15 protein-coding genes, 1 other RNA gene and 1 pseudogene are annotated in these 24572 nt (G+C 67.5%); 8 read left to right on the top strand and 9 right to left on the bottom strand.

All coding sequences use genetic code 11. The features are described from left to right. The first annotated feature begins 34 nt into the window (after window positions 1–34). From fdhE to QE444_RS20475, 4 genes are all read left to right on the top strand, one after another. Window positions 35–952 (top strand): formate dehydrogenase accessory protein FdhE, encoded by a 918-nt coding sequence (gene fdhE, locus QE444_RS20490; RefSeq protein ID WP_187980124.1) that lies wholly within the window; start codon window positions 35–37, stop codon window positions 950–952. Window positions 953–1446: 494 nt separating this feature from the next. Then, entirely contained in the window at window positions 1447–3708 is a 2262-nt protein-coding gene (gene katG / locus QE444_RS20485; protein ID WP_309741404.1) for a catalase/peroxidase HPI, read from the top strand. Between the two features lie 231 nt (window positions 3709–3939). Continuing rightward, window positions 3940–7935, top strand: a complete 3996-nt coding sequence (locus QE444_RS20480; protein ID WP_285388369.1) for a Pls/PosA family non-ribosomal peptide synthetase — start codon at window positions 3940–3942, stop codon at window positions 7933–7935. A gap of 67 nt (window positions 7936–8002) precedes the next feature. Then, window positions 8003–8926, top strand: a complete 924-nt coding sequence (locus QE444_RS20475) for an SdiA-regulated domain-containing protein (protein ID WP_309741401.1) — start codon at window positions 8003–8005, stop codon at window positions 8924–8926. Between the two features lie 143 nt (window positions 8927–9069). Here the strand turns inward: QE444_RS20475 and QE444_RS20470 are convergent, their stop codons facing one another. The 3 genes from QE444_RS20470 to QE444_RS20460 form a co-directional block, all read right to left on the bottom strand. Next, the gene (locus QE444_RS20470) at window positions 9070–9594 is read right to left on the bottom strand and encodes an ankyrin repeat domain-containing protein (protein ID WP_280305824.1); all 525 of its coding nucleotides are present in this window, start codon (window positions 9592–9594) and stop codon (window positions 9070–9072) included. Window positions 9595–9717: 123 nt separating this feature from the next. Continuing rightward, window positions 9718–9794: non-coding RNA, sX9 sRNA (locus QE444_RS20465), on the bottom strand. Between the two features lie 61 nt (window positions 9795–9855). Then, window positions 9856–10947: a hypothetical protein gene (locus QE444_RS20460; RefSeq protein WP_309741397.1), complete on the bottom strand. Its 1092-nt coding sequence runs from the start codon at window positions 10945–10947 to the stop codon at window positions 9856–9858. Window positions 10948–11223: 276 nt separating this feature from the next. Between QE444_RS20460 and selA the strand changes: the two genes are divergently transcribed. Continuing rightward, the gene (gene selA / locus QE444_RS20455) at window positions 11224–12633 is read left to right on the top strand and encodes an L-seryl-tRNA(Sec) selenium transferase (protein ID WP_187980118.1); all 1410 of its coding nucleotides are present in this window, start codon (window positions 11224–11226) and stop codon (window positions 12631–12633) included. 185 nt (window positions 12634–12818) lie between these two features. Here the strand turns inward: selA and phnE are convergent, their stop codons facing one another. From phnE to QE444_RS20430, 5 genes and pseudogenes are all read right to left on the bottom strand, one after another. Further along, window positions 12819–13550 carry a phosphonate ABC transporter, permease protein PhnE gene (gene phnE / locus QE444_RS20450; RefSeq protein ID WP_252977325.1) on the bottom strand — a complete coding sequence of 244 codons (732 nt, stop codon included), beginning with the start codon at window positions 13548–13550 and terminating at the stop codon, window positions 12819–12821. 51 nt (window positions 13551–13601) lie between these two features. Then, a pseudogene (locus QE444_RS20445) lies at window positions 13602–14414 on the bottom strand (PhnE/PtxC family ABC transporter permease); the annotation flags it as partial. Further along, a complete protein-coding gene (locus tag QE444_RS20440) occupies window positions 14408–15217 on the bottom strand; it encodes an ATP-binding cassette domain-containing protein (protein WP_309741395.1) in 810 nt (269 codons plus the stop codon). The pseudogene QE444_RS20445 and the gene QE444_RS20440, both read right to left, overlap by 7 nt. Next, window positions 15214–16062 carry a putative selenate ABC transporter substrate-binding protein gene (locus tag QE444_RS20435; RefSeq protein ID WP_309741392.1) on the bottom strand — a complete coding sequence of 283 codons (849 nt, stop codon included), beginning with the start codon at window positions 16060–16062 and terminating at the stop codon, window positions 15214–15216. The genes QE444_RS20440 and QE444_RS20435 overlap by 4 nt, the downstream gene beginning before the upstream one ends. Window positions 16063–16260: 198 nt before the next feature. Then, window positions 16261–18189, bottom strand: a complete 1929-nt coding sequence (locus tag QE444_RS20430; RefSeq protein WP_309741389.1) for a transglycosylase SLT domain-containing protein — start codon at window positions 18187–18189, stop codon at window positions 16261–16263. Between the two features lie 220 nt (window positions 18190–18409). Here QE444_RS20430 and QE444_RS20425 point away from each other — a divergent pair, with 220 nt between their 5' ends. Then, window positions 18410–20326 (top strand): ATP-binding cassette domain-containing protein, encoded by a 1917-nt coding sequence (locus QE444_RS20425; protein ID WP_309741386.1) that lies wholly within the window; start codon window positions 18410–18412, stop codon window positions 20324–20326. 18 nt (window positions 20327–20344) lie between these two features. Here the strand turns inward: QE444_RS20425 and QE444_RS20420 are convergent, their stop codons facing one another. After that, window positions 20345–20785, bottom strand: coding sequence for a universal stress protein (locus tag QE444_RS20420; protein WP_007162381.1), 441 nt, complete (start codon window positions 20783–20785; stop codon window positions 20345–20347). A 415-nt stretch (window positions 20786–21200) separates the two neighbouring features. Between QE444_RS20420 and fadB the strand changes: the two genes are divergently transcribed. Both fadB and fadA read left to right on the top strand, forming a co-directional pair. Next, window positions 21201–23348: a fatty acid oxidation complex subunit alpha FadB gene (fadB, locus tag QE444_RS20415; protein WP_309741383.1), complete on the top strand. Its 2148-nt coding sequence runs from the start codon at window positions 21201–21203 to the stop codon at window positions 23346–23348. Between the two features lie 15 nt (window positions 23349–23363). Then, window positions 23364–24542, top strand: a complete 1179-nt coding sequence (gene fadA / locus QE444_RS20410; RefSeq protein WP_133862801.1) for an acetyl-CoA C-acyltransferase FadA — start codon at window positions 23364–23366, stop codon at window positions 24540–24542. Window positions 24543–24572: the final 30 nt, after the last annotated feature.

Here is a 24572-nt window from a genome sequence, read left to right as displayed (position 1 = left end):
TCCATCTTCCACCGTTTTGCTAAGGAGCCCTGCCATGGCGGGCCAGATCCTCGAGCCCGGCGAAATCGAAGCCGCGGCCGTCAATCCCGATTTCATCCTGCTGCCCGGTGGCGAGCTGTTCGGCTATCGCGCCGACCGCCTGCGCCTGCTGGCCGCCGGCAATGCGCTGAGTGACTACCTGCTGCTGATGGCCGACCTGTGCGAAGCCCAGCAAGGGGTCTTCGACCGTCTCGCCCCCCTGCCGCTGGACGAGGCGCGCAGCGCCCAGAGTCTGCAGCATGGTCTGCCACCCCTGGGTTACGACACCCTGGTTCGCGAGGGGGACTGGTTGCCCGCGCTGGATGCCCTGCTGGAGACCCTCAAGCTTGCGCAGGCGCCGGTACAGGCCGCCCTGGACGAACTGCGCCAGGCCGATGCCGGCCAGCGCAAGGCCTGGGCCATCGCCCTGCTGGCCGGCAGCTACGAGCTGGTGCCCGCTGGCGTGGTGCCCTTTCTTGGCGCTGCCCTGCAGGTGGCCTGGACCCACTGGCTGCAGCGCAGTGACTTCAGCGCCCTGCGCGAACAGGGTAGTCAGACGTCCTGCCCCTGCTGCGGTGCGCCGCCCATGGCCGGCATCATCCATCACCTGGGCAAGGCCAATGGCCTGAGATACCTCACCTGCTCGCTGTGCGCCTGCGAGTGGCACTTCGTGCGGGTCAAGTGCAGCCACTGCGAGACGGGCAAGGGCCTGGGCTACTACTCCCTGAGCACCGACGACGCCAACGCCCAGAAGGCTCCGCTACGCGCCGAGACCTGCGCCCACTGCAAGACCTATCTCAAGCACCTCTATCGCGACCACGACGCCCGCAGCGAACCCCTGTCCGCCGATCTCGCCAGCCTGGCGCTGGACGTGCGCCTGGCGGAAGAAGGCTACGAGCGCCACGCGCCCAATCTGCTGTTCGCCCCGGGCTAGACCGGGCACGGCGACCGCCCGGGGCAGGGTAGTCGCCGCTCCTTCTGTTTCCGCATATGGCGGACTGCCTCGCCCTGGCCAGTGCCGACGCGCGCCCTCGATTCCGCTTCACTAAGCCAGGCCGCGCGAACCTCTGCAAAGCGGTCGCCAACGTTGCTTATCGCGCCAGGAATCGGCTTGCAGCAGCCTGTCACCCCGGGGTCATCTTGCAGAGTCAGTCTATCGAGGCGCACAAAACCTTCTATCACACCGGGTGGCGAAGCCGTCTAGTATGGAGACTGCGCCGCTTCGTCGGTGTGCCCATCTGATGAGGGGATAACAATGACCGCAACGTCCGCTTCGCCCATGGTGGGGCTCTACCCGGAGCCGGCTCGACGCCGGCCTCAACGCCTGTCGAGCCCCTAGGCCGACGCGACCGGAACCACGCCTTCTGCAGGCCGTGCTGCTGTCGCGGCTGACAACCGGATGAACAAGACCCTGAGGTAGCCAAGAAGATGTCGACCGAATCCAAGTGCCCGTTCAATCACGCCGCCGGCGGTGGTACCACCAACAAGGATTGGTGGCCGAACCAGCTCAATCTCAACTTCCTGCACCAGCATTCCTCACTCTCCGATCCCATGGGCGAAGAGTTCGACTACGCCACCGAATTCAAGAGCCTCGACCTGGAAGCGGTAAAGGCCGACCTGCGCGCCGTGATGACCGATTCCCAGGACTGGTGGCCGGCCGACTTCGGCCACTACGGCCCGCTGTTCGTGCGCATGGCCTGGCACAGCGCCGGTACCTATCGCGTCGGTGACGGCCGTGGCGGCGCCGGTCAGGGTCAGCAGCGCTTCGCGCCGCTCAACAGCTGGCCGGACAACGTCAGCCTGGACAAGGCGCGCCGGCTGATCTGGCCGGTCAAGCAGAAGTACGGCCGCAAGATATCCTGGGCCGACCTCATCGTCCTCACCGGCAACGTCGCCCTGGAATCCATGGGCTTCAAGACCTTCGGCTTCTCCGGCGGTCGCCAGGACGTTTGGGAACCGGACGATGCGGTGTTCTGGGGTTCGGAAACCGTCTGGCTGGGTGGCGACGTGCGCTATGGCGCGCACAAGCAGATGGAGCAGCCCGGTGACGGTGTGCTGACCGCCCAGCCCGAGCAGCATCCGGTGGAGCACAGTCGCAACGACAATCCGCAGCGCACCCTGGAAAATCCCCTGGGCGCGGTGCAGATGGGCCTGATCTACGTGAACCCCGAAGGTCCGGACGGCAATCCCGATCCGGTGGCCTCGGCCCATGACATCCGCGAAACCTTTGGCCGCATGGCCATGAACGACGAGGAAACCGTCGCCCTGATTGCCGGCGGCCACGCCTTCGGCAAGACCCACGGCGCAGGCCCGGCGACCAACGTCGGCGCTGAGCCGGAAGCGGCCGACCTGGAACAGCAGGGCTTCGGCTGGCACAACAGCTACGGCACCGGCAAGGGCGCCGACACCATCACCAGCGGCCTCGAAGTGACCTGGACCTCCACGCCCACCCGCTGGAGCAACGAATACTTCGAGAACATGTTCAAGTTCGAGTGGGAGCTGTTCAAGAGTCCGGCCGGTGCCCACCAGTGGCGGCCGAAAGACGGCGCTGGCGCCAATGCCGTGCCCGATGCCCACGATCCCAGCAAGCGTCATCAGCCGACCATGCTGACCTCCGACCTGGCACTGCGCTTCGATCCGGCCTACGAGAAGATCTCCCGCCGCTTCCTGGAAAATCCGGACCAGCTGGCCGACGCCTTCGCCCGTGCCTGGTTCAAGCTGACCCACAGGGACATGGGGCCGCTGGCCCGCTACCTGGGCCCGGAAACCCCCACCGAAGAACTGCTGTGGCAGGACCCGCTGCCCAAGGCCGCAGGCGCGCCCCAGGGCGAGACCGAGGTCAAGGCGCTCAAGGACAAGCTGGCCGCGTCCGGCCTGAGCGTGTCCGAACTGGTCGGCACCGCCTGGGCGGCTGCCTCCACCTTCCGCGGTTCCGACAAGCGCGGCGGGGCCAATGGCGGCCGTCTGCGCCTGGCGCCGCAAAAGGACTGGGAGGTCAACCAGCCGGCGCAACTGGCCAAGGTGCTGGGCGTGCTGGAAGGCATCCAGCGTGACTTCAATAGCCAGGGCAAGCAGGTCTCCATCGCCGACCTGATCGTGCTGGCCGGCAGTGTCGGGGTGGAAAAGGCCGCCCAGGCGGCGGGCCATTCGGTCAGCGTGCCCTTCACCCCGGGTCGCGTGGATGCCTCCCAGGAGCAGACCGATGTCCATTCCTTCGGGCACCTGGAGCCCTGGGCCGATGGCTTCCGCAACTACGTGGGCGGGGAATTCAAGGTCAAGCCGGAATTCCTGCTGGTGGACAAGGCGCACCTGCTGAACCTGAGCGCGCCGGAACTGACGGTATTGCTGGGCGGCCTGCGCGTGCTGGACATCAACGTGGGCGGCGCCAAGCACGGCGTCTTCACCCAGCGGCCGCAGACCCTGACCAACGACTTCTTCGTCAACCTGCTGGACATGGCTACCGAATGGAAGGCCACCGGTCCGGACAAGGCCACCTTCGAAGGTCGTGATCGCAAGACCGGTGCGGTGAAGTGGACCGGCACCCGGGTCGACCTGGTGTTCGGCTCCCATGCCCAGCTGCGGGCGCTGAGCGAGGTCTATGGCAGTGCCGACGCCCAGGAGAAGTTCGTCAAGGACTTCGTCAAGGTCTGGACCAAGGTGATGGAGCTGGATCGTTTCGATCTGCGCTGATCACTGAGCGGTAACTGAAAACGCCTCCTTCGGGAGGCGTTTTTTTTTGGCCTCGCCAGCGCACCGCCGTCCATCGCCGATCAATGGCGGATCGCTGGAAAGGCGCATTTTAGAGCGGTTCCGGCGTCCGGACGCTGCAGTCTTCCAACCCTTAAGCAAACCCTAAGCGCCCCTTAAGGAGCGCGTAACCCGGGAGATACACACTGCGCCAAACACCCAGAGGCTGTCCCCATGGAAGCGCTTGCCGAACTCTCCCTCAGTCTGGTCGAAGGCCCCATCCGCCCCGATCTGTGCCGCGATGAAGTCCTCGCCGATCTGTTCGAGGCCACCGCGGCGCGGGCGCCGGAGCGGCCCGCCCTGCTCGAAGGCGAGCGCAGCCTGAGCTACGGCGAATTGAACGCCTGGGCCGACCGCGCCGCTTCGCGACTGCTGGCGGCTGGTGCCGGGCCTGGCCGCGTGGTCGGCCTCTGGCTGCCGCGCGGTATCGAGCTGCTGGTGATGCAGCTGGCCATCGCCAAGACCGGCGCCGCCTGGCTGCCCTGCGACGCCGAAACCCCGGCCGATCGCGTGGCCCTCTGCCTGGAAGATGCCCAGGCGGTGGGCGTGATCACCGGGGCGCCCTTCGCCGATCTGCTGGCGCGGCCCGGGCTCGGCTGCTGGACCCCCGACGAGCTGAGCGTCGGCCTGGCCCAGGGCGAGACCCTGCGCCGGCGTGGCCAGGTCTCTCCGGACCACCTGGCCTACCTGATCTACACCTCCGGCTCCACCGGCAAGCCCAAGGGCATCGGCATCCGCCAGGACAGCATCTGTCACTTCCTGCGCAGCGAGAATTCGCTGCTCGGCATCGAGGCCGGCGATCGGGTCTACCAGGGTTTCTCGGTGGCCTTCGACATGTCCTTCGAAGAGATCTGGATCAGCTACCTGGTGGGCGCCACCCTCTGGCTGGCGCCGCGGGAGATCACCGCCGACCCCGAGGCCCTGGCCCGCGCCCTGACCGCCAATCGCATCAGCGTGCTGCACGTGGTGCCGACCCTGCTGGCGCTGTTGCCGGAAGACGTCCCCAGCCTGCGCCTGATCAACCTCGGCGGCGAGATGTGCCCCGAGCCCCTGGTGGCGCGCTGGAGTCGGCCGCAGCGGCGGCTGTTCAACACCTATGGCCCGAGTGAGGCCACTGTCTCGGCGAGTCTGGCGCAACTGCAACCGGGCGAGCCGGTGACCATTGGCCGGCCGCTGCCCAACTACAGCCTGCTGGTGGTGCACGCCGATGCCAGCCTGCCGCTGGCGCTGCTGCCACGCGATCAGGTGGGTGAACTCTGCATCACCGGTCCCGGCGTGGCCGATGGCTACCTGGGGCGTCCCGAACTGACCGCCGAGAAATTCCTGCCCAATCCCTGGAGCACCGGCAGCCACGACCGCAAGCTCTATCGCACCGGTGACCTGGCACGGGTCGACAAACACGGCCAGGTGCATTGCCTGGGCCGGGTCGACGACCAGGTGAAGATCCGCGGCTATCGCGTCGAGCTGGGCGAGATCGAAGCCACCCTGGCGCGGCAACCCGGCGTCGGGACCGTGGCCGTGGTGCTGCGCGAAGAAGGCGGCGTGGAGCAGCTGGTGGCCTTCCTGGTCGGCGATGGCGGTCCGCTGCCGCGCAGCGACCTGCTGCGGACCGAGCTGGCCGGCTGCCTGCCGCTGTACATGGTGCCCAGTCGCTTCGAGTGGCTCGGCGAGATGCCGCGGCTGAACTCCGGCAAGATCGACCGCAAGCAACTGCGAGCCCGGCCCCTGGCCATTGCCGTAGTGGCGCCGGTCACTCCGGCCAGTGGCGCCCTGGGTGCGCTGCTGGCGGCCACCGCCGAGCTGTTTCCCGGTCAGCCCCTGCACGCCGAGATGGATTTCTTCGACGACCTGGGCGGGCACTCGCTGTTCGCCGCCCGCCTGGTCTCGCGCCTGCGCCAGGACCCGCGCTATGCCAGCGCCACGGTCAAGGCGGTCTATGCCGGCCGCACCCTGGGCGCCATTGCCGACGCCCTGGAGGCGGATGCCGCCGAGGCGGGCACGGCGACGGCCACCGAGGCCTGGGCGCCGCCCAGCCGCTGGCGACGCTGGCGCTGTGGCCTGGCCCAGGCGGTGGCCCTGCCGCCGCTCCTGACCCTGCGCCTGGGCCGCTGGCTGGCACCCTTCCTGGCCTTCCCGCTGCTGATCCATTCCGGTACCGCGCTGCCCTTGGCCATGCTGACCGCCCTGAGTCTGTTCGTTCTGGCCATCGGCCTGGAATTCGCCGTGGCCCTGCTGGGCAAGCGTCTGACCGGTCGCCTGCAGCCCGGTCGCTATCCGCTGTGGGGCCTGACCTATTATCGCTGGTGGCTGGGTGAGCGCTTCCTCGCCCTGGCGCCGGCCTACCTGCTCAGCGGTTCGCCCCTGGCCCGTGGCTGGCTACGGCTGCTGGGCGCCCAGGTCGGCGCCGAGGCCTTCGTCGGCACCCTGACCCTGCGCGTCCCCGAGTTGCTGACCCTGGGGCAGGGCGCCAGCCTGGGCAACGGCGTCAACTTCGAAAACGCCCGGGTGCTGCGCGGCGAACTGCTGCTCGGCGCCGTGACCCTGGGTCGCGAAGCCCAGGTCGGCTCCTATGCCATCCTCGAAGGCGACACCGCCCTCGGTGACGGTGCGCGCCTGCAGGCCCAATCCGCCCTGCGCAGCGGCCAGCGCATCCCGGCCGGACGCAACTGGGGCGGCGCGCCGGCCCATGACCAGGGCGCCGCCGGTGCCCGCGTCCTGCCGCCGGCTCCGGTATCCCGCGCCCAGCGTGCCGTGCTGAAAGGGCTCTATGCCCTCAGTGGCCTGGTGGTCTCGGTGCTGTTCTTCATGCCGCTGTTTCCCCTGGCGCTGCTGATCGACGAACTGGAAAGCTTTGGTGGACTGCCCTGGTGGCACACCTCTTCGCTGCTGCTCGATGCCCTGCAATACGGCGTACTGGCCCTGCCGCTGGGCATGGTCAGCGTCGCCCTGACCCTGCTTGGCTGCGCCCTGGCACGGCGGTTGATCCTGCCGCGGCTGGAAGAAGGCCAGTGGTCGATCGACAGCCTCTTCTACTGGCGCAAGTGGCTGGCCAACCTGATCCAGGAGTCGGCGCTGCAGAGTCTGCAGGGCCTCTATGCCACCGTTTATTCGGCGCTCTGGTATCGCCTGCTGGGTGCCCGGGTCGGCCGTGATGCCGAGATCTCCACCGCCCAGGGCCCGGTCTCCTCGCTGCTGGAACTGGGCGCCGAGACCTTTATCGCCGATGCCGTGATGCTCGGTGACGAACAGGTGGCCCAGGGCTGGATGACCCTCAGACGCACCTCCATCGCCCGCCGCAGTTTCGTCGGCAACGGCGCCTATGTCGCCGACGGCTGCCACCTCCCCGAAGACGCCCTGATCGGTGTCCTGGGGCGGCTCGACGAAGGCGTGCCCCTGCGCCAGGGCGAAACCTGGCTCGGCTCGCCGGCGGTCCGGCTGCCGGCGCGGGAGACCCTGACCGGCTACCCGGAAAGCCTGACCTTCCGCCCGGCACCCTGGCGCCGGGTGGCGCGTGGCCTGATCGAGGCCCTGCGCATCGTGCTGCCCACCGGCTTCACCGTCGCCGCCGGCTGCGCCATCGCCGAAGCCCTGGTGCCGCTGTGGCAGGCCGGCGCCTGGCTGCAACTGCTCGGCGAGACCCTGCTGGCCGGCAGCGCCTTCGCCCTGGCCAGCTTCCTGGTGGTGCTGGGGCTCAAGTGGCTGGTGGTCGGTCGTTATCGCCCGCGCTCGGCGCCCATGTGGACCTTCTTCGTCTGGCGCAGCGAAGCCATCACCAGCCTCTACGAAACCCTGGCGGTGCCCAATCTGCTCGGCACCCTGCGCGGTACGCCCTGGCTGCCGCTGGCGCTGCGCCTGCTCGGCGCCCGCCTGGGGCGCGGCACCTACCTGGATACCACCGACCTCACCGAATTCGACTGCGTGCGCCTCGGTGACCATGGCGAACTCAATGCATTGGCCGGGCCCCAGACCCACCTGTTCGAAGACCGGGTGATGAAGGTGGGCGAAGTCGAGCTGGGAGCCGGGGTCAACCTGGGGCCGCGCAGCGTGGTGCTCTATGGCGCCCGCGTCGGCGACGACGTGGAACTGGGTCCGCTGTCGCTGGTGATGAAGGGCGAAACCCTGCCGGGTCGCTCGCGCTGGGAGGGCAACCCCGTTCAGCCCCGGCGCTAGGACTGTCACACAACCATAAAGACAGGCCCGGATACTCCGCCCCGTACAACAATGACGGGGCAAGGCGATGACGGCGTGGGTACGACGGATCAGGATTGGACGGACCGGCTGGCTGCTGGCCCTGGCGCTGCTGCTGGCACTGGGGGTGACCCAGGGCCTGCGCAGCAGCCATCTGGATAGTCAATTGCTGTTCTGGCTCGGCCAGCAGTGGCAGAGCGAACCCCGAACCTCCCTGGAGCTCGGTCGCTACCGGGTGGCGGTGGAAGCCAAGCCGGTGGCCGGCGTCAGCGAGAATCTGTCCGACCTCAGCTATGACCCGGAGCGGGATCGCCTCTGGGCGGTGGTCAACAATCCGCCGGAGTTGCTGGCCCTGAGCCGGGACGGCGAGCTGCTGCAACGCCATCGCCTGGAGGGCTTCGACGACGTCGAAGGCGTGACCTATCTGGGAGACGACCGCCTGCTGCTGGCGGAAGAGGGCGCCAACGCCCTGACCCTGGTAGGCATCCCCGAGGGCGACGACGTGCTCCGCCGCAAGGACTATCGCAGCCTGACCCTGGATCTCTTCCCCCGCGCCAACCAGGGCTTCGAGGGGCTGGACTACGATGCCGCCCGCGATCGCCTGTTCGTGGTCAAGGAGCACTCGCCGCGCAAGCTCTATGAAATCCGTGGCCTGCTCAGGAGCTTCGACGGCGACTTCGCCCTGCGCATCATTGATCGCCAGGCCTGGCTGAACCAGGCGCCCAGCACCGGTGACCTGTCCGCGGTCCATGTCGATCGCCGCACCGGCCACCTGCTGCTGCTCAGCGACGAATCGCGGGTGCTGATCGAACTCGACGACCAGGGCCATACCCTGGATACCCGTTCCCTGGTGGCGCCCTTTGGTGGCCTGTCACGGCGGATCCGCCAGCCCGAAGGCGTCACCCTGGATACCGCCGGCAACCTCTATGTGGTCAGCGAGCCTAACCTGTTCTATCGCTACCAGAAGCGCTAAGAGCCTGTTCAAAGTCTGCTGCGCGTCGGCCAAACCGCGTTGAAAATGCCTTCGGAATGCTCATTTACCACTCGTAAACTCCGCTTCCTCAGGCTTTTTCGCCTTGTTTGTCTCTAGTTCGCGAGCCTTTGAATAGGCTCTGATCAGACGCCGCCCAGCCGCTCCAGCACGGCAGGGGTATCCTTGGCGCCCATGGCGCGGGCCACGCTCAGCGCGGTGTTGCCGGCGGCGTCCCGGGCCTTGGGATCGGCGCCCCGGGCGACCAGCAGTTCCACCATCTGCACGTGATTGAACATGGCCGCCATCATCAGTGCGGTCTTGCCGTCGGGCATGGCGCCCTCCACGGCGGCGCCGTGCTCCAGCAGCAGTTCGGCCATCGGCAGGTTGTTCTTGAAGGCCGCGCCGGCCAGGGGCGATTGGCCCATGTCGTTGGCCAGATTCGAATCGGCCCGGTGCTCCAGCAGGACGCGACTGGCCTCCAGGTGGCCGTGGTAGCTGGCCAGCATCAGCAGGCTGTCGCCCTTGTGATTGCGCAGATTGGGCGTCAGCCCCTTCTCCAGCACCAGGGCCAGCACCTCGGCATTGCCGGTGCGCGCGAGGTTGAACACCTCGGTGGCGAATTCCTGGGCTTCTTCATCGGTCATGCGCTGGGGACCGTCTGCGGTCATGGTGCTCTCCTGGACTAAGGCGGGCGGGACCCTCGGGATCCCGGACGATAGGAGGGCAGACCCGAACGGCAGGGGGGAGTTCTCTCGCGGCGGCGAAACAAGGCCGCCGCAAAAGCGTGAGTCGGTTATAAAACGTCGCGAGCGGTTGTCAGACAGGTGTGTGCGGCGCGCAGGAACAGGAGTGTACGAGAGTAGTACATGAGGATTCCGAGCACCGCACGTGCCTGTATGGCGGACGCGCAGTAGTTTTATAAGCGGCTCTCAGCCGAAGGTCGCGTGGGTCTCGGCGAAGGCCTGCAACTCCGCCACGCTGTAGTTGCCGACCATCAGCACCGGGCCATGGGCCGTACCGATCTGCGCGGGCAGGGTGTCGAGAAAACCACCGGTAGGGGTCACTCCGAGGTTGGTGTATTCGGCGGCCGGCAGATGGAATTCGGCGATCAGGCGCGCCGCTTCGGCGATGCCGGCGGCCACGCTGACTGGATGCAGGGCGGCCCCTAGCGGATTGACTTGGCCACCGTTGTCGCCGCTGAACAGGTGGCCGACCTTGGCTGCCGCCTGGGTCAGGTCGTGCTGGTCGGCCTGGGCGCCGATCAGGAACAGCGAACCATAGTGCGGCAGGCTGCCGCCGCCCTCGGCCTGGCTGACGAAGCTGGGCGCGAAGGGCTGCTCGCCGCGGATGTCGGAGCTGTAGTTGGCCACCGGATCGCCGAGGGTGACCACATTGACGAAGTTGCCTCCGTGACCCGCCGCGTGCGCATCGCGGGGAATGCCCGAGGCCTCGAAGCTGATGCCGCCGAGACCGGTCTGCTGGGCGACGTAGGCCGCCGAGATGCCGCCCAGGGAGTGGCCGGTGACGAAGATGTCCTGGGTGCCATAGCCCTGCTTGGCCGCCGCCTCGATCACCTGGTGGGCGAAGTCCAGCGACTGGTGCTGGGCGCTGGAGACCTGCTGGCCGAGGATCTGCAGATCGCTCAGCAGACCACCGGCGGTGGACAGGGGATCGATCAGCAGATTCTCGCCTCTAGTAGTGCCGGCATAGCTGATGAGCACCTGGTTCTCGGCGGTGATCCAGGTGTGGGCCGTCGCGCCATTGAGCGAGTTGTGCAGCGTCAGCTGCTGGCCATCGACCAGGAAGGGCCGCATGCCGTCGGGCGTGCCACCCAGCACGTACTCGCTGATGGCGCCGTTGAGGAATTCGCTGACGGTTGGGGTGCTGGCCGAACTGGTCTGCGCCAGCGGCGTGACCGCGGCGCTCTTCAGCGTGTGCAGGTAGGTGAAGTTGCCGAGGCTGACGATGTCGCTGTTGTCGAGCAGGCCATCGCTGGCCCAGGGGGAGGTTTTCTTGGACATGACGGCACCTTTGTTATTGTCGTGAGGTGGACGCGGTGGCCAGGGCCTTCCACGCCAGGACCACGCTAGGCGCCTGGGAAAAGCCCGCGAAAACCATCCTAGGACGGGCTCTGGCACGCGGCAAACCGGGAACCCGGGGGTCATTTCCGGACGCCCCGGGTCCGGGTTCGGCCACCCCACGCCGGGACGGGCCAGGCCTGCGGCAGCGCGGCGCGCCCTGGTCGACCCGCCGCGAGTTCGGGCTACACTGGGGGTCGAATCGATCAAGAGGCTCCCATGACCGCCATTCGCCTGCCGTCCATCGACCGCCTGCTGCGCCATCCCGCTTCGCGTCCGCTGGAGGAGCGCCACGGTCGCGAGCTGGTCCTTGGCGGCTATCGTTCGCTGCTGGACGATCTGCGCGACGCCCTGAGAGCCGGCACCCTGACCGCCGTGGAGGTGGAGGAGGGCGTGCTGGCCGGTCGCCTGGGCGAGCGCCTGGCGTTGCATAGCCAGCCGCGGGTGCGGCGGGTGTTCAATCTCACCGGCACGGTGCTGCACACCAACCTGGGACGGGCGCTGTTGGCGGAAGAGGCGATCGCCGCGGTGACCGAGGCCGCGCGTCAGCCGATGAATCTGGAATTCGATCTAACCACCGGCAAGCGCGGCGATCGCGACGACCTGGTCGCCGACCTGGTGCGCGAACTCACCGGCGCCGAGGCGGTGACCGTGGTCAACAACAACGCCGCGGCCGTTCTGCTGGCCCTGCATGCCATAGGCGCACGCAAGGAAGGGGTGCTGTCCCGCGGCGAGCTGATCGAGATCGGCGGTGCCTTTCGCATCCCCGACATCATGGCCCGCGCCGGGGTCAAGCTGGTGGAGGTGGGCACCACCAACCGCACCCATGCCCGCGACTACGAAGCCGCCATCGGCCCGCGTACCGCGCTGCTGATGCGGGTGCACACCAGCAACTACAGCGTCCAGGGCTTTACCGCCAGCGTGGCCACGACGGAGCTGGCCGCCATTGCCCGCGCCCATAACGTCCCCCTGCTGGAAGACCTCGGCAGCGGCACCCTGGTTGACCTGACCCGTTGGGGGCTGCCCGCCGAGCCCACGGTGCAACAGGCGCTGCGCGATGGCGCGGACCTGGTGACCTTCAGTGGCGACAAGCTGCTCGGCGGCCCGCAGTGCGGCCTCATCGTCGGTCGCCGTGACCTCATCGAGCGGATCAAGAAGAATCCGCTCAAGCGGGCGTTGCGGGTCGACAAGCTGACCCTGGCCGCCCTGGAAGCGACCCTGGCGCTCTATCGCGATCCGGATCGACTGGCCGAACGGTTGCCCAGCCTGCGCCTGCTATCCCGCCCGGCCGAGGCCATCACCACCCAGGCCGAGCGGCTGCTGCCGGCCTTCGCCGCCGTGCTGGGCGCGACCTATGCGGTCAGCGTGGAGCCGGCGCTGGGCATGATCGGCAGTGGCGCCCAGCCGGTGGCACGGCTGCCCGGGGCGGCGCTGTGCTGTCGTCCCCAGGTCAGCAAGCGCCTGCGTGGGCGCGCCCTGCGGCAGTTGGAAGAGGGCCTGCGCCAGCTACCCATTCCGGTGGTGGGGCGCATCGACGCCGATGCGCTCTGGCTGGATTTGCGCCAGCTCGACGACGAAGCCGCCTTTCTGGCGCAGTTGCCAGCGCTGCTGCTGCCGGAGATTCGCTAAGAGCCTGTTCAAAGGCTCGCGAGCTAGAGCCAAACAAGGCCTCGGCGGCCCCGCGAAAAGACCTGAGGAAGCGGACCGGGCTCGCGAACGAGTTTACGAGTAGTAAATGAGCATTCCGGCCGGGCTGGCGACCCAGGGTCTTTTCAATGCCGTTTGGCCGACGCGCAGCAGCCTTTGAATAGGCTCTAACGAACGACCCAGCGCTGCCGGGCCCAGTTACTCAGCAGATCCACGCCCAGCACCAGCACCAGCATGCCGAGGATCACGGTGGCGGCCTGGGCCTGCTGGAACAGGCTCAGGCTGAAGTACAGCTGCTGCCCCAGGCCGCCGGCGCCGACGAAGCCGAGGATGCTGGCCATGCGGATGTTGTTTTCCCAGCGATAGAGCAGGTAGGCCAGCAACTGTGGCCAGACCGCCGGCAGGGTGCCGTAGAGAAAGGCCGCCAGCGCGCCACCGCCGGCCAGGCGAATGGCCTCGGCGGGCGCCTTGGGGGTGTTTTCCAGGGCGTCGGCGAACAGCCGGCCGAGTACCCCAGCGGTGTGCAGGGCCAGGGCCAGGGTCCCGGCGTTGGGTCCCAGGCCGGCGGCCAGCACCATCAGCGCCGCCCAGACCAGTTCCGGCACGGCGCGCAGGGCATTGAGCAGCAGCCGCGCCAGCGCCAGGGCGCCCAGGCCCAGGCGACCGGCCGCCGGCAGCGCCAGCAGGATGCCGAGCAGCCCGGCGAGCAGGGTGCCCAGGGCCGACATGGCCAGGGTCTCCACCGCGCCGTGGGCCACGGCCAATAGCTGGGTAACCGAGAAGTCCGGCTTGAGAAAATCGGCCAGGAAGCTGCCCATCTGCGCCAGGGCGCGAACGCTCAGCAATTCGCCGAAGGCTGTACCCAGGTAGCTGGCGGACGCCACCAGGGCGGCGCCCATGGCCAGCACCGTCAGAGCGCCGCGGCCGCCGCCCTGACTGCGCTCCACCTGGCGCAGCAGGCGACTGAGCACATCGGCCAGCAGCACCAGCACCAGGAAGGTCAGCAGCAGGCTGGCCACCTCGCCACCGGCGAACATGCGCAGCGACAGGTCCACCTGCTGACCGAGACCGCCGGCACCGACGAAGCCCATCACCACCGAGGCGCGGATGGCGCATTCCCAGCGGTAGACGCTGTAGGAAATCATCTCGCCCGCGGCATTGGGCAGCACGCCATAGACGAAGGCCTGCAGGCGACCGGCGCCCTGCAGCAGCAGAGCCCGCGCCGGGCGGGGATCGACCGATTCGAAGATCTCCGCATAGACCTTGCCCAGCATGCCGCCGTAGGTGATGGCGATGGCCAGCACCCCGGCGGTGGGACCCAGGCCCACGGCGCGGACGAACAGCAGCGCCCAGACGATCTCCGGCACGCTGCGCAGGACGATCAGCACCCCGCGGACCAGTCCGCGGAGCAGGCGCGGCAAGCGGCCTGGACGTCCGCCGCGGGGCAGGGCGGAGATCGACAGCACGCGAGTGGCGAGCAGAGCGGCGGGCAGGGCGATCAGCGCCGCCAGGGCCATGCCCAGGGTGGCGATGGCCAGGGTTTCCAGGGTGGCGCGCCCGAGCACGGCGAGAAAGTCGGCGTCATGGGCGGGTGGCCAGAAGCCGGCGAGAAAGTTGCCCATGGTGCGGGCGTTGTCGCCGGTGAAGAGTCCGAAGAGATCGAATTCCGCCAGGCGCAGCGTCGGCCAGGCCAGCAGCAGGGCCAGCAGGGTGAGCAGCAGACGGGGCCGGGCGGCCGGGTCCTGGCGGGGCGAGGTCAGCATCGCGGCAGGTCGAGCGGCGTCTCGGCCGGGGCCGGTGCGGCGGGCGCCAGTGTGGCGCTCAGCCCCTCGTTGGCATAGAGCGCGGCGAGATCGGCCGGGGTGACGGCGCTCGCGGGTTTGTCCCACAGCAAGCGGCCGGCCCGCAGGCCGAGAATGCGTGGAAAGCGCTGCAACGCCAGCTCCACATTGTGCAGGCTGGTTACCAGGGTGGTGCCCTGGCGCGCCGCAGCGTCGCTCAGCACCTCCAGGGTATGGCCGGCCAGCACCGGGTCCATGGCCGACACGGGTTCGTCGGCGAGCAGCAGCTGCGGCTGCTGATAGAGCGCCCGGGCGATGCCGACGCGCTGCAGCTGGCCACCGGACAGCTGATCGCAGGAGGAATAGAGGCGATCGGCGAGATCCAGCGGCGCCAGGGCGGCGGCGGCGCCGTCACGATCCAGGGGATGCACCAGGCTGACCAGGCTGCGCGCCAGCGACCACTGGCCGAGGCGTCCGGCCAGTACCGCGGTGATCACGCGCTGGCGCGCCGGCAAGGGCGGCGCCTGATGGATGAGGCCGATGCGGGCACGCAACTGGCGCCGCTCCCGGTTGCCCAGGCTCCAGGGCTCCTGGCCGAGCAGCTCCAGCTCACCTGCGACCGGTCGCAGCCCGGTGGCCAGCAGGCGCAACAGGCTGGTCTTGCCCGCCCCGGACGGGCCGATCAGCGCGACCTGCTCACCCTGTTGCAGGCTGAGGTCGAGATCGGCCAGGGCGGGCGAGCCGTCGGCGTGTACCAGCGTCACGCCCCTGAGGGCGAGACTCACTTGAGCAGGCCGGCTGCCAGGGCGGAAGCCTCGATGCTCTTGTAGTTGTCCGGCGAGGTCGGCACGAAGCGGCTGGCCGCCTGCAGGTTGAGGATCGCCTTGTCTGCCGGCTTGGCCGGATCCAGGTCGAGGAAGGCCTGCTTGATCTTGGCCGCCAGTTGCGGATCCAGACTGCCGCGCACCGTCCAGTTGTAGTCGTAGTAGGGCGGGGTGGTGGATATCACTCGGACCTTGCTGGTATCGACCTTGCCGGCGTCGACCAGCTTCTTCCACACCGAGGCGTTGAGCACACCGGCATCGGCCTTGCCCGCGGCGACCCAGGCGACGGTGGCGTCATGGGCGCCGGAATAGGCCACCCGCGAGAAGAACTGCTCGGGGACGATGCCTTCCTGCTGCATGAAGTAGCGTGGCATCAGGCTGCCCGAGGTGGAAGAGACCGAACCGAAGGCGAAGGTCTTGCCCTTGAGGTCCTGCAGGGTCTTCACAGCCGGGTCGGCGGTGATGAATTTGCTGGTGAACTTCTGATCTTCTTCGCGCTGCACCAGGGGGGTCATCGGCGCCTTGCGCTGCGCCTGGACGAAGGTGAAGCCGCCGAACCAGGCCAGGTCCAGGCGATCCGAGGCCATGGCTTCCACCACGCCGGCATAGTCGGACACCGGGACGAATTTCACCGGCATGCCCAGGCGCTGCTCCAGGTATTCACCCAGCGGCTTGAACTTGCGGATCAGCTCGGTGGGCGCCTCGTCGGGAATGGCCGAGACGCGCAATTCGGCGGCGGCGTGGGAGAGCAGGGACGTCAGGGACAGGGCCAGGCCTGCTGCCAGGGCCAGCGAACGCTTGAGCATGGGTTTCTCCGGTTCAATAGCGGAAAAAAAGGGGCTGCAGTATAGGGGGTGGCGCTGTTTTGCGCAGCTGTCACGGGGCCTAAGGCCTGGCAGGATGCTGCCGTCGGGTGACGCAGGGGCTCTAGGCGGTCACTGTGCAGCGGACACGAACAGGCGTCCGAGTCCGCTGCGGTGGTATCAGGGCGGGCCGGCGAGCGCTCAGGTCTCGTCGAAGAAGCGCTCGTTCCAGTCGACCAGGGGTTGCGGCGCATTGAGCTTCTGGCCGTAGATCACTGCGTAGGCCAGCACGTTCTGCACGTATTGCCGCGTCTCATCGAAGGGAATGGTTTCCACCCAGACGTCGAAGGCCAGGTGGCGTGCGCCCGTCAGCCAGCGCTTCACCCGCCCCGGGCCGGCGTTGTAGGCCGCCGAGGCCAATACCCGGTTGCCGTTGAACTGGGCATGGACCATCGACAGATAGGCGGTGCCCAGCTGGATGTTCTTTTCCGGGGTCAGCGCCTGCTGTGGCGAGGCCAGGGGAATGGCGAACTTGCTGGCGGTATGACTGGCGGTGGCCGGCATCAGCTGCATCAGGCCCATGGCGCCCACCCCGGAGCGCGCATCGGCCATGAAGCCGCTTTCCTGGCGGGTGATGGCGAACACCCAGCTGCTGTGCAGACCGCGGGTCTGGGCCTCGCGCACGAAGCTCTCGCGATAGGCGATGGGGAAACGGATGTCCAGGTCGTCCCAGTACTTGGCCAGGCTGATGGTGCGGATTGCCGGGAAATACCATTGCATGTCATAGGCCATGCGCGCCTGGGCCACGAGTTCGTCGCGGTTGAAGTGGCGGCTGACATAGAACCACTCGCGGCGGGCGTTGATCGGTTCGCCGCGGGCGATGAATTCCAGGGCGCGCTGCACGCCAGGGGTATTGCGCACCTTGCGCTTGAGGGCGTCGCTGAGCATCAGCGGCTTGTTGTTGAGCTGATAGGGCGCCTTGCTGCGGTCGGCGGCAAGGAAGCCGTAGTAGTCGCGCTCGCGACTGACCTCGGCGTATTCACGCAGCACCGCCGGACTCTGCGGCTGCATCAGCTCCAGGGTGCGGGCCCGCCAGTATTCCCAGCGATTGGCCTTGGCCAGACTCGGCGGAAAGCGTTCGATCAGGGCGTGGGCATCGCTCCAGCGACCCAGGCGCAGGAGCAGCCGGGCACGCCATTCGCTGACGTCGTCGTCCCGCAGTTCGGGGTCATAGCGCTCCATCAGCGCCAGCGCGCGCGGATCGAAATTCTTCGCCAGGGTCAGGCCGATCTGGCGGGCGATGGCGACCTTTTCATCGCGGGTGAAGGGCATGCGCTGGCTGTAGACGTCGAGCAGGCCCATGGCCTGTTCCGGGTCCTGGCGCGCCAGCTTGCGCAGGCCCAGGCCGACCACGTCGGCAAGGCTCTCGCTGGCCGGGGCGAAGGCCTGGACATTGGCGATCTGCTGCGGCTTCTGGGCCACGTCGATCAGCCGCTGGGCCTGGCCGGACAGCGTCGGCAACTGGGCGGACAGGGTGCGCACCAGGCCGTATTCACCCTTGTCGGCGGCCAGCTTGGCGCGCTCCCAGACCCGCTCCTCGGTGAGCTGGCCGCGCGCTGCCCAGGCCTGGAACAGGCCGTCGCAGGTGGTCGGCTGGGCCTTGCCCACCAGCCAGTATTTCTCCGCCAGCTTGAAGCCCTCGCTGGCATTGCCCTGGGCGATCAGGTACTGGCCGTGCAGACAGTCCAGTTCGGTGAAGTTGAAGTCCGGCGAATAGTATTTCTCGAAGCGATTCCAGTCGCCGCGATCGGCGAGGCTGCGCAGCCAGCGCAGGCGCAGCCAGTTGGACTGCGGCAGATCGCCATGCTCGGCGAGAAAGCCCTCGATCTCGGCATCGCTGGCACCGGGGACGCGCTTGATCAGCTCGTCGTAGGCCAGATAGGGCTCCAGCGGATAGGTCCGCAATTCGCCGCGATTGGCCAGGTAGACGCTGGCATCACCGCGGTCCAGCGCCGCCTTGGCCTGGTCGTAGAGTTGCCGCTGCTGCTCCAGGGGAGCGGCTTGCGAGGTGGTGGAGCCGATCAGGGGAGCGAGGAGCAGGGGCAGGATGACGAACAGGCGACCGCGCATGGGAATTCCGTAAAAGCTGGATGCGGAGGGGGCGGCGCGCCAGGCTCAGGGCAGGCGGCCGACCGTCACGGGGCAGTCTAGCTTACGTGCCGGCGGCAGGTGGCGAAAGCGTCGGCCATGGCCTGCCGTCGGGCGGTCCGGGCGTTTCGCCGGCTCGCACCGACCGGCGCCGGGGTAGGCGTCTCTGCTAGACTGGCTGGCCTTTTTCGCGGAGAAACCCATGGCGCTGCTCAAGTTCACCAACGTATCCCTGGCCTTTGGCGTCACCCCCTTGCTGGACGGGGTGTCCTGGCAGATCGAACGGGGCGAGCGGGTATGCATCATCGGCCGCAACGGCACCGGCAAATCCAGCCTGCTGCGCATCGTCAAGGGCGAGCAACAGGCGGACGACGGCGAGGTCTGGCGCGCCCCGGCGATCAAGATCGGCGAACTGCCGCAGGAATTGCCCCGCGCCGACGACCGCTCGGTGTTCGACGTGGTGGCCGCCGGTCTGGCCGGTGTCGGCGAATTGCTCGCCGAGTACCACCACCTGACCCAGGACACCAGCGGCGAACTGGACATGGAGCGGCTCATGCACGTCCAACAGGAGATCGAGGCCCGCGATGGCTGGCGCCTGCAGCAACTGGTGGACAGCACCCTGAGCCGGCTGCAGCTGCCGGCGGAAAAGACCCTCGCCGAACTCTCCGGCGGCTGGCGGCGGCGCGTGCTGCTGGCCCAGGCACTGGTGGCCGAGCCGGATCTGCTGCTGCTCGACGAACCCACCAACCACTTGGACATCGGCGCCATCGCCTGGCTGGAAGACGCCTTGCGCGGCTATCCCGGCGCCGTGCTGTTCATCACCCACGACCGCGCCTTCCTCCAGGCCCTGGCCACCCGCATCCTCGAACTGGATCGCGGCAACCTGATCGACTGGCAGGGCGACTACGCCAGCTTTCTGGTGCACAAGGAGCAGCAACTGGCGGCGGAAGAGACCGCCAATGCCCTGTTCGACAAGCGCCTGGCCCAGGAAGAGGTGTGGATCCGCCAGGGCATTAAGGCCCGTCGTACCCGCAACGAAGGCCGTGTCCGCGCCCTCAAGGCCATGCGCAACGAGCGCAGCGAGCGCCGTGAGCGCCAGGGCAAGGCCAACCTCCTGCTGGAGACGGCCGACAAGTCCGGCAAGCAGGTCATCCTCGCCGAGCACATGAGCTATGCCCATCCCGGTGGCGAACCCCTGATCCGTGACCTGACCCTGCTGATCCAGCGCGGCGATCGCATCGGTCTGCTCGGTCCCAACGGCTCCGGCAAGACCACCCTGCTCAAGCTGCTGCTGGGCGACCTGCAGCCGACCACCGGCAAGATCCAGTACGGCACCAAGCTGGAGATCGCCTACTTCGACCAGCTGCGCCTGCAACTGGAGCCGGAAAAGACGGTGATCGACAACCTCGCCGAGGGTCGCGAATTCATCACCATCAACGGCCAGGATCGCCATGTGCTGAGCTACCTGGGCGACTTCCTGTTCAGCCCCCAACGGGCCCGTACACCGGTCAAGGCACTGTCCGGTGGCGAGCGCGCGCGCCTGCTGCTGGCGAAGTTGTTCAGCAAGCCAGCCAACCTGCTGGTGCTGGACGAACCGACCAACGACCTCGACGTCGAGACCCTGGAACTGCTCGAAGAAGTGCTGCTGAGTTTCGAGGGCACCGTGCTGATGGTCAGCCACGACCGGGCCTTCCTCGACAACGTGGTGACCAGCACCCTGGTGTTCGAAGGAGAAGGGCGGGTACGGGAATACGTCGGTGGCTACCAGGACTGGTTACGCCAGGGCGGCTCGCCGCGCCTGCTCGGCGTGCAGACCCGCGAGGACGGCAAAGCAGCGCCAGCGGCTGCCAAGACCGAGCCCGCACCCGCGGCGGCCCCGGTCGCTGCTGCAGCCGCACCGGCCAAGCGCAAGCTCAGCTACAAGGAGCAGCGCGAGCTGGACGCCCTGCCAGGCGCCATAGAAACCGCGGAAATCGAGCTGGAAGCCCTGCAGACCGCCATCGCCGATCCCGGCTTCTACCAGCTGCCGGGCGAAGTCACCCAGGCCAAGCTCGCCCGCATGGACGCGCTGCAGGCCGAGCTGGATCGGCTCATCGAGCGCTGGGCCGAACTGGAGTAATCCAGCCCGGCCGCGGGATCAGGCCTTGTCTTTCTTCAAAGCCACCGCCAGGGTATCGCAGGGCGCGCCGTGCAGCAGGTCGTTGGACGTCGAGCCCAGCAGCAGCGCCAGGCCGTGACGACCATGGCTGCCGACCACGATCAGGTCGCAGCCCTGCTCCTTGGCCATGCGGTGGATCTCCTGGCGCGGCTGCCCATAGGCCAGCACGCAATTGCCAGCCAACTCGGCGTACTGGGTGGTGAAGCCATCCAGCCGCTCGCGCGCCTGCTCGATCTGCTGCTGCTGCAGCGACGACAGATCCATGGGCACGTCACCGCCAAAGGCCATGGCCATGGGTTCGACCACGTGCACCAGCGACACCTTGCTGCCACAGCACTGACCCAGGGCCACGGCGCGACGGATCACCGGTTGGCAATCTTCGGTCAGGTCGACGGCAACCAATATGTGTTGGTAGGCCATACACATCTCTCCTTCATGATGGGGCGCCAGACCGTACCGTGGCTGGCGCTCGATTCGCAGGCTTCAGGTGCTGCCCGGACAGAACCGGCTGTCGCTCGGCAACTGTTCAGGCAGACGCTTGCCCACTTGTAGTTTCGACTCCAGGAGTCGGGGATAGCTCCACGGCTATCTTGCACAGAAGCGCGCCAAGCTCAAGCTCTCACCACTCGAACCCCCGACCACGCTTTCCCCGTGCGTCCCAATTGACAAGCGCCCGCTTTTGCCAGAAGGTTGTGCGAACCGTTCAAACGGTTGTATGAATTTTCGCCCCGGCCCGGCCGGTGCCCTCCACAGAACAATATCGGGGCTGGCGATTTTCGGCTTCCACCCGAAGCTGCCGCCCGCCTTGCGACCAGGACTCAAGGGAGACCCGCTGATGATTTTCGAAGGCAAAGCCCTTTCGGTGCGCGACGTGGAGGACGGCATCGCCGAACTTCGCTTCGACCTCCAAGGCGAATCGGTCAACAAGTTCAGCGCCATCACCCTGCGTGAATTTCGCCAGGCCGTGGATGCCCTGAAAGCCCACGCCGGCCTGCGCGGCGTCATCGTCACCAGCGGCAAGGACGTCTTCATCGTCGGCGCCGACATCACCGAATTCGTCGAGATGTTCGGCCGGCCGACCGAAGAGTTGCAGGCCGGCATCGCCGAGATCAACCGCATCTTCAACGACTTCGAAGACCTGCCGGTGCCCACCGTGGCCGCCGTGGGCGGCATCGCCCTGGGTGGCGGTTGCGAGATGACCCTGGCCGCCGACTACCGGGTGCTGAGCACCGCGGCGCGCATCGGCCTGCCGGAAGTCAAGCTGGGCATCTATCCGGGCTGGGGCGGCACCGTCCGCCTGCCACGCCTGATCGGCAGCGACAACGCCATCGAGTGGATCGCTTCCGGCAAGGAAAACGACGCCGCCACCGCTCTCAAGGTCGGCGTGGCCGATGCCGTGGTCGCCCCCGAGCACCTGTTCGATGCCGCCCTGGACCTGGTTCGCCGCGCCGCCGCCGGCGAGCTGGACTACCGTGCCAAGCGCAAGCCCAAGCTGGAAAAGCTGCAGCTCAATGCCATCGAGGCCATGATGGCCTTCGAATCGGCCAAGGGCTTCGTCGCGAGCCAGGCCGGTCCGCACTATCCGGCGCCGCTGGAAGCCATCAAGGCCATCCAGAAGTCCGCCAACTACGGCCGCGACAAGGCTCTGGAAGTGGAAGGCGCCGGTTTTGCCAAGATGGCCCAGACCTCGGTCTCCGCCAGCCTGGTCGGCCTGTTCCTCAATGACCAGGCGCTCAAGCGCAAGGCCAAGGTGCTGGAGAAACAGGCTGCGCCGGTCAGGCTGACCAGCGTGCTGGGCGCCGGCATCATGGGTGGCGGCATCGCCTACCAGTCCGCGCTCAAGGGCACCCCGATCCTGATGAAGGATATTCGCGACGAAGCCCTGGAGCTGGGGCTGAGCGAAGCCAGCAAGCTGTTCAACAAGCGCGTCGAGAAGGGCCGACTGGAGCCGGCGAAGATGGCCGAGGCGCTCAATCGCATCCGGCCGACCCTGTCCTATGGGGATTTCAAGAGTGTCGACCTGGTGGTCGAGGCCGTGGTCGAGAATCCCAAGGTCAAGCAGGCCGTGCTGGCGGAAGTGGAGGGCCAGGTGCGCGAAGACGCCATCCTCACCTCCAATACCTCTACCATCTCCATCAGCCTGCTGGCCCAGGCGCTCAAGCGTCCGGAAAACTTCTGCGGCATGCACTTCTTCAACCCGGTGCACATGATGCCCCTGGTCGAGGTGATCCGCGGCGAGAAAACCAGTGAAAGGGCCATCGCCACCACTGTGGCCTACGCCCGCCAGATGGGCAAGAACCCCATCGTGGTCAACGATTGCCCCGGCTTCCTGGTCAACCGCATCCTCTTTCCGTACTTCGGCGGCTTCGCCGCGCTGCTGGCCCAGGGCGCCGACTTCCAGCGCGTCGATCGGCTGATGGAAAAATTCGGCTGGCCCATGGGTCCGGCCTACCTGATGGACGTGGTCGGCATGGACACCGCCCACCACGCCCGCGACGTCATGGCCGAGGGCTTCCCCGAGCGCATGAAGGAAAGCCGCAAGACCGCGGTGGACGCCCTCTACGAAGCCCAGCGCTTCGGCCAGAAGAACGGCAAGGGCTTCTATGTCTACGAGACCGACAAGAAGGGCAAGCCGAAGAAGGTCGCCGATCCGGCCGTGGCCGAGGTACTGGCACCGGTCACCTACGAACAGCGTGAATTCACCGACGAGCAGATCGTCGAGCGGATGATGGTGCCGCTGTGCCTGGAAGCCGTGCGCTGCCTGGAAGACGGTATCGTCGACAGCGCCGCCGAAGCCGACATGGGGCTGATCTACGGCATCGGCTTCCCGCCCTTCCGGGGCGGTGCGCTGCGCTACATCGACAGCCTGGGCGTGGCCGAATTCGTCGCCATGGCCGACCAGTACGCCGACCTCGGGCCGCTGTACCACCCGACCCCCAAACTCCGCGAAATGGCCGCCGCTGGCCAACGCTTCTTCGGTTGAGCCTGGAGTAAAGAAATGAGTCTGAATCCGAGAGACGTCGTCATCGTCGACTTCGCCCGCACGCCCATGGGCCGTTCCAAGGGCGGCATGCACCGCAACACCCGCGCCGAGACCCTGTCCGCGCGGCTGATCGACGCGGTCCTCGACCGCAATCCCCAGGTCAATCCGGCCGAGGTGGAAGACGTGATCTGGGGCTGCGTCAACCAGACCCTGGAGCAGGGCTGGAACATCGCCCGCATGGCGTCGTTGCTGACCCGCATTCCCCACACCAGCGGCGCCCAGACGGTAAGCCGCCTGTGCGGCTCTTCCATGAGCGCCCTGCACACCGCCGCCCAGGCGATCCAGACCGGCAACGGCGACGTCTTCGTCGTCGGCGGCGTGGAGCACATGGGCCATGTCGGCATGATGCACGGCGTCGACCCGAACCCCCAGCTGTCGCTGCACGCCGCCAAGGCCTCCGGCATGATGGGCCTGACCGCCGAAATGCTGGGCAAGATGCACGGCATCACCCGCGAGGCCCAGGACCAGTTCGGCTACCGCTCGCACCAGCTGGCCTGGAAGGCCACCCAGGAAGGCAAGTTCAAGGACGAGATCATTCCCCTGGAAGGTCATGATGAGAACGGCTTCCTCAAGGTCTTCAGCCAGGACGAGACCATCCGTCCGGAAACCACCCTCGAAGGCCTGGCGGCCCTGAAGCCGGCGTTCAACCCCAAGGGTGGTACCGTGACCGCAGGCACTTCCTCGCAGATCACCGACGGCGCTTCCTGCATGCTGGTCATGTCGGCCCAACGCGCCCAGGACCTGGGCCTGCAGCCGCTGGCCAGGATCCGCTCCATGGCCGTCGCCGGCGTGGATCCGGCGATCATGGGCTACGGTCCGGTCCCGGCTTCCCAGAAGGCTCTCAAACGCGCCGGCCTGACCATCGCCGACATCGATTTCATCGAGCTCAACGAAGCCTTCGCCGCCCAGGCCCTGCCAGTACTGAAGGACCTCAAGGTGCTCGACAAGATGGAGGAAAAGGTCAATCTGCACGGGGGCGCCATCGCCCTGGGTCATCCCTTCGGTTGCTCTGGCGCCAGAATTTCAGGCACGCTGTTAAATGTCATGAAACAGAATGACGGCACCTTCGGCCTGGCCACCATGTGTGTGGGTCTCGGCCAGGGCATCACCACGGTGTTCGAACGCCTGCGCTGATCCGCCGCAGCGTGCGTCATCCGACCGGGG

Origin of the sequence: Pseudomonas sp. SORGH_AS_0199 (assembly GCF_031453735.1) — a bacterium.
Taxonomy (GTDB): Bacteria; Pseudomonadota; Gammaproteobacteria; order Pseudomonadales; family Pseudomonadaceae; genus Chryseomonas; species Chryseomonas aestiva.
Note: the sequence above shows the minus strand (reverse complement) of the source record. Positions and strands in the feature narration are given on the sequence as shown.

Coding starts and splice junctions, on each gene's coding strand:
- fdhE (WP_187980124.1), top strand. CDS start 35: ATGGCGGGCCAGATCCTCGAGCCCGGCGAAATCGAAGCCGCGGCCGTC.
- katG (WP_309741404.1), top strand. CDS start 1,447: ATGTCGACCGAATCCAAGTGCCCGTTCAATCACGCCGCCGGCGGTGGT.
- QE444_RS20480 (WP_285388369.1), top strand. CDS start 3,940: ATGGAAGCGCTTGCCGAACTCTCCCTCAGTCTGGTCGAAGGCCCCATC.
- QE444_RS20475 (WP_309741401.1), top strand. CDS start 8,003: ATGACGGCGTGGGTACGACGGATCAGGATTGGACGGACCGGCTGGCTG.
- QE444_RS20470 (WP_280305824.1), bottom strand. CDS start 9,594: ATGACCGCAGACGGTCCCCAGCGCATGACCGATGAAGAAGCCCAGGAA.
- QE444_RS20460 (WP_309741397.1), bottom strand. CDS start 10,947: ATGTCCAAGAAAACCTCCCCCTGGGCCAGCGATGGCCTGCTCGACAAC.
- selA (WP_187980118.1), top strand. CDS start 11,224: ATGACCGCCATTCGCCTGCCGTCCATCGACCGCCTGCTGCGCCATCCC.
- phnE (WP_252977325.1), bottom strand. CDS start 13,550: ATGGGCGCCGCCCTGGTGGCGTCCGCCAGCTACCTGGGTACAGCCTTC.
- QE444_RS20435 (WP_309741392.1), bottom strand. CDS start 16,062: ATGCTCAAGCGTTCGCTGGCCCTGGCAGCAGGCCTGGCCCTGTCCCTG.
- QE444_RS20430 (WP_309741389.1), bottom strand. CDS start 18,189: ATGCGCGGTCGCCTGTTCGTCATCCTGCCCCTGCTCCTCGCTCCCCTG.
- QE444_RS20425 (WP_309741386.1), top strand. CDS start 18,410: ATGGCGCTGCTCAAGTTCACCAACGTATCCCTGGCCTTTGGCGTCACC.
- QE444_RS20420 (WP_007162381.1), bottom strand. CDS start 20,785: ATGGCCTACCAACACATATTGGTTGCCGTCGACCTGACCGAAGATTGC.
- fadB (WP_309741383.1), top strand. CDS start 21,201: ATGATTTTCGAAGGCAAAGCCCTTTCGGTGCGCGACGTGGAGGACGGC.
- fadA (WP_133862801.1), top strand. CDS start 23,364: ATGAGTCTGAATCCGAGAGACGTCGTCATCGTCGACTTCGCCCGCACG.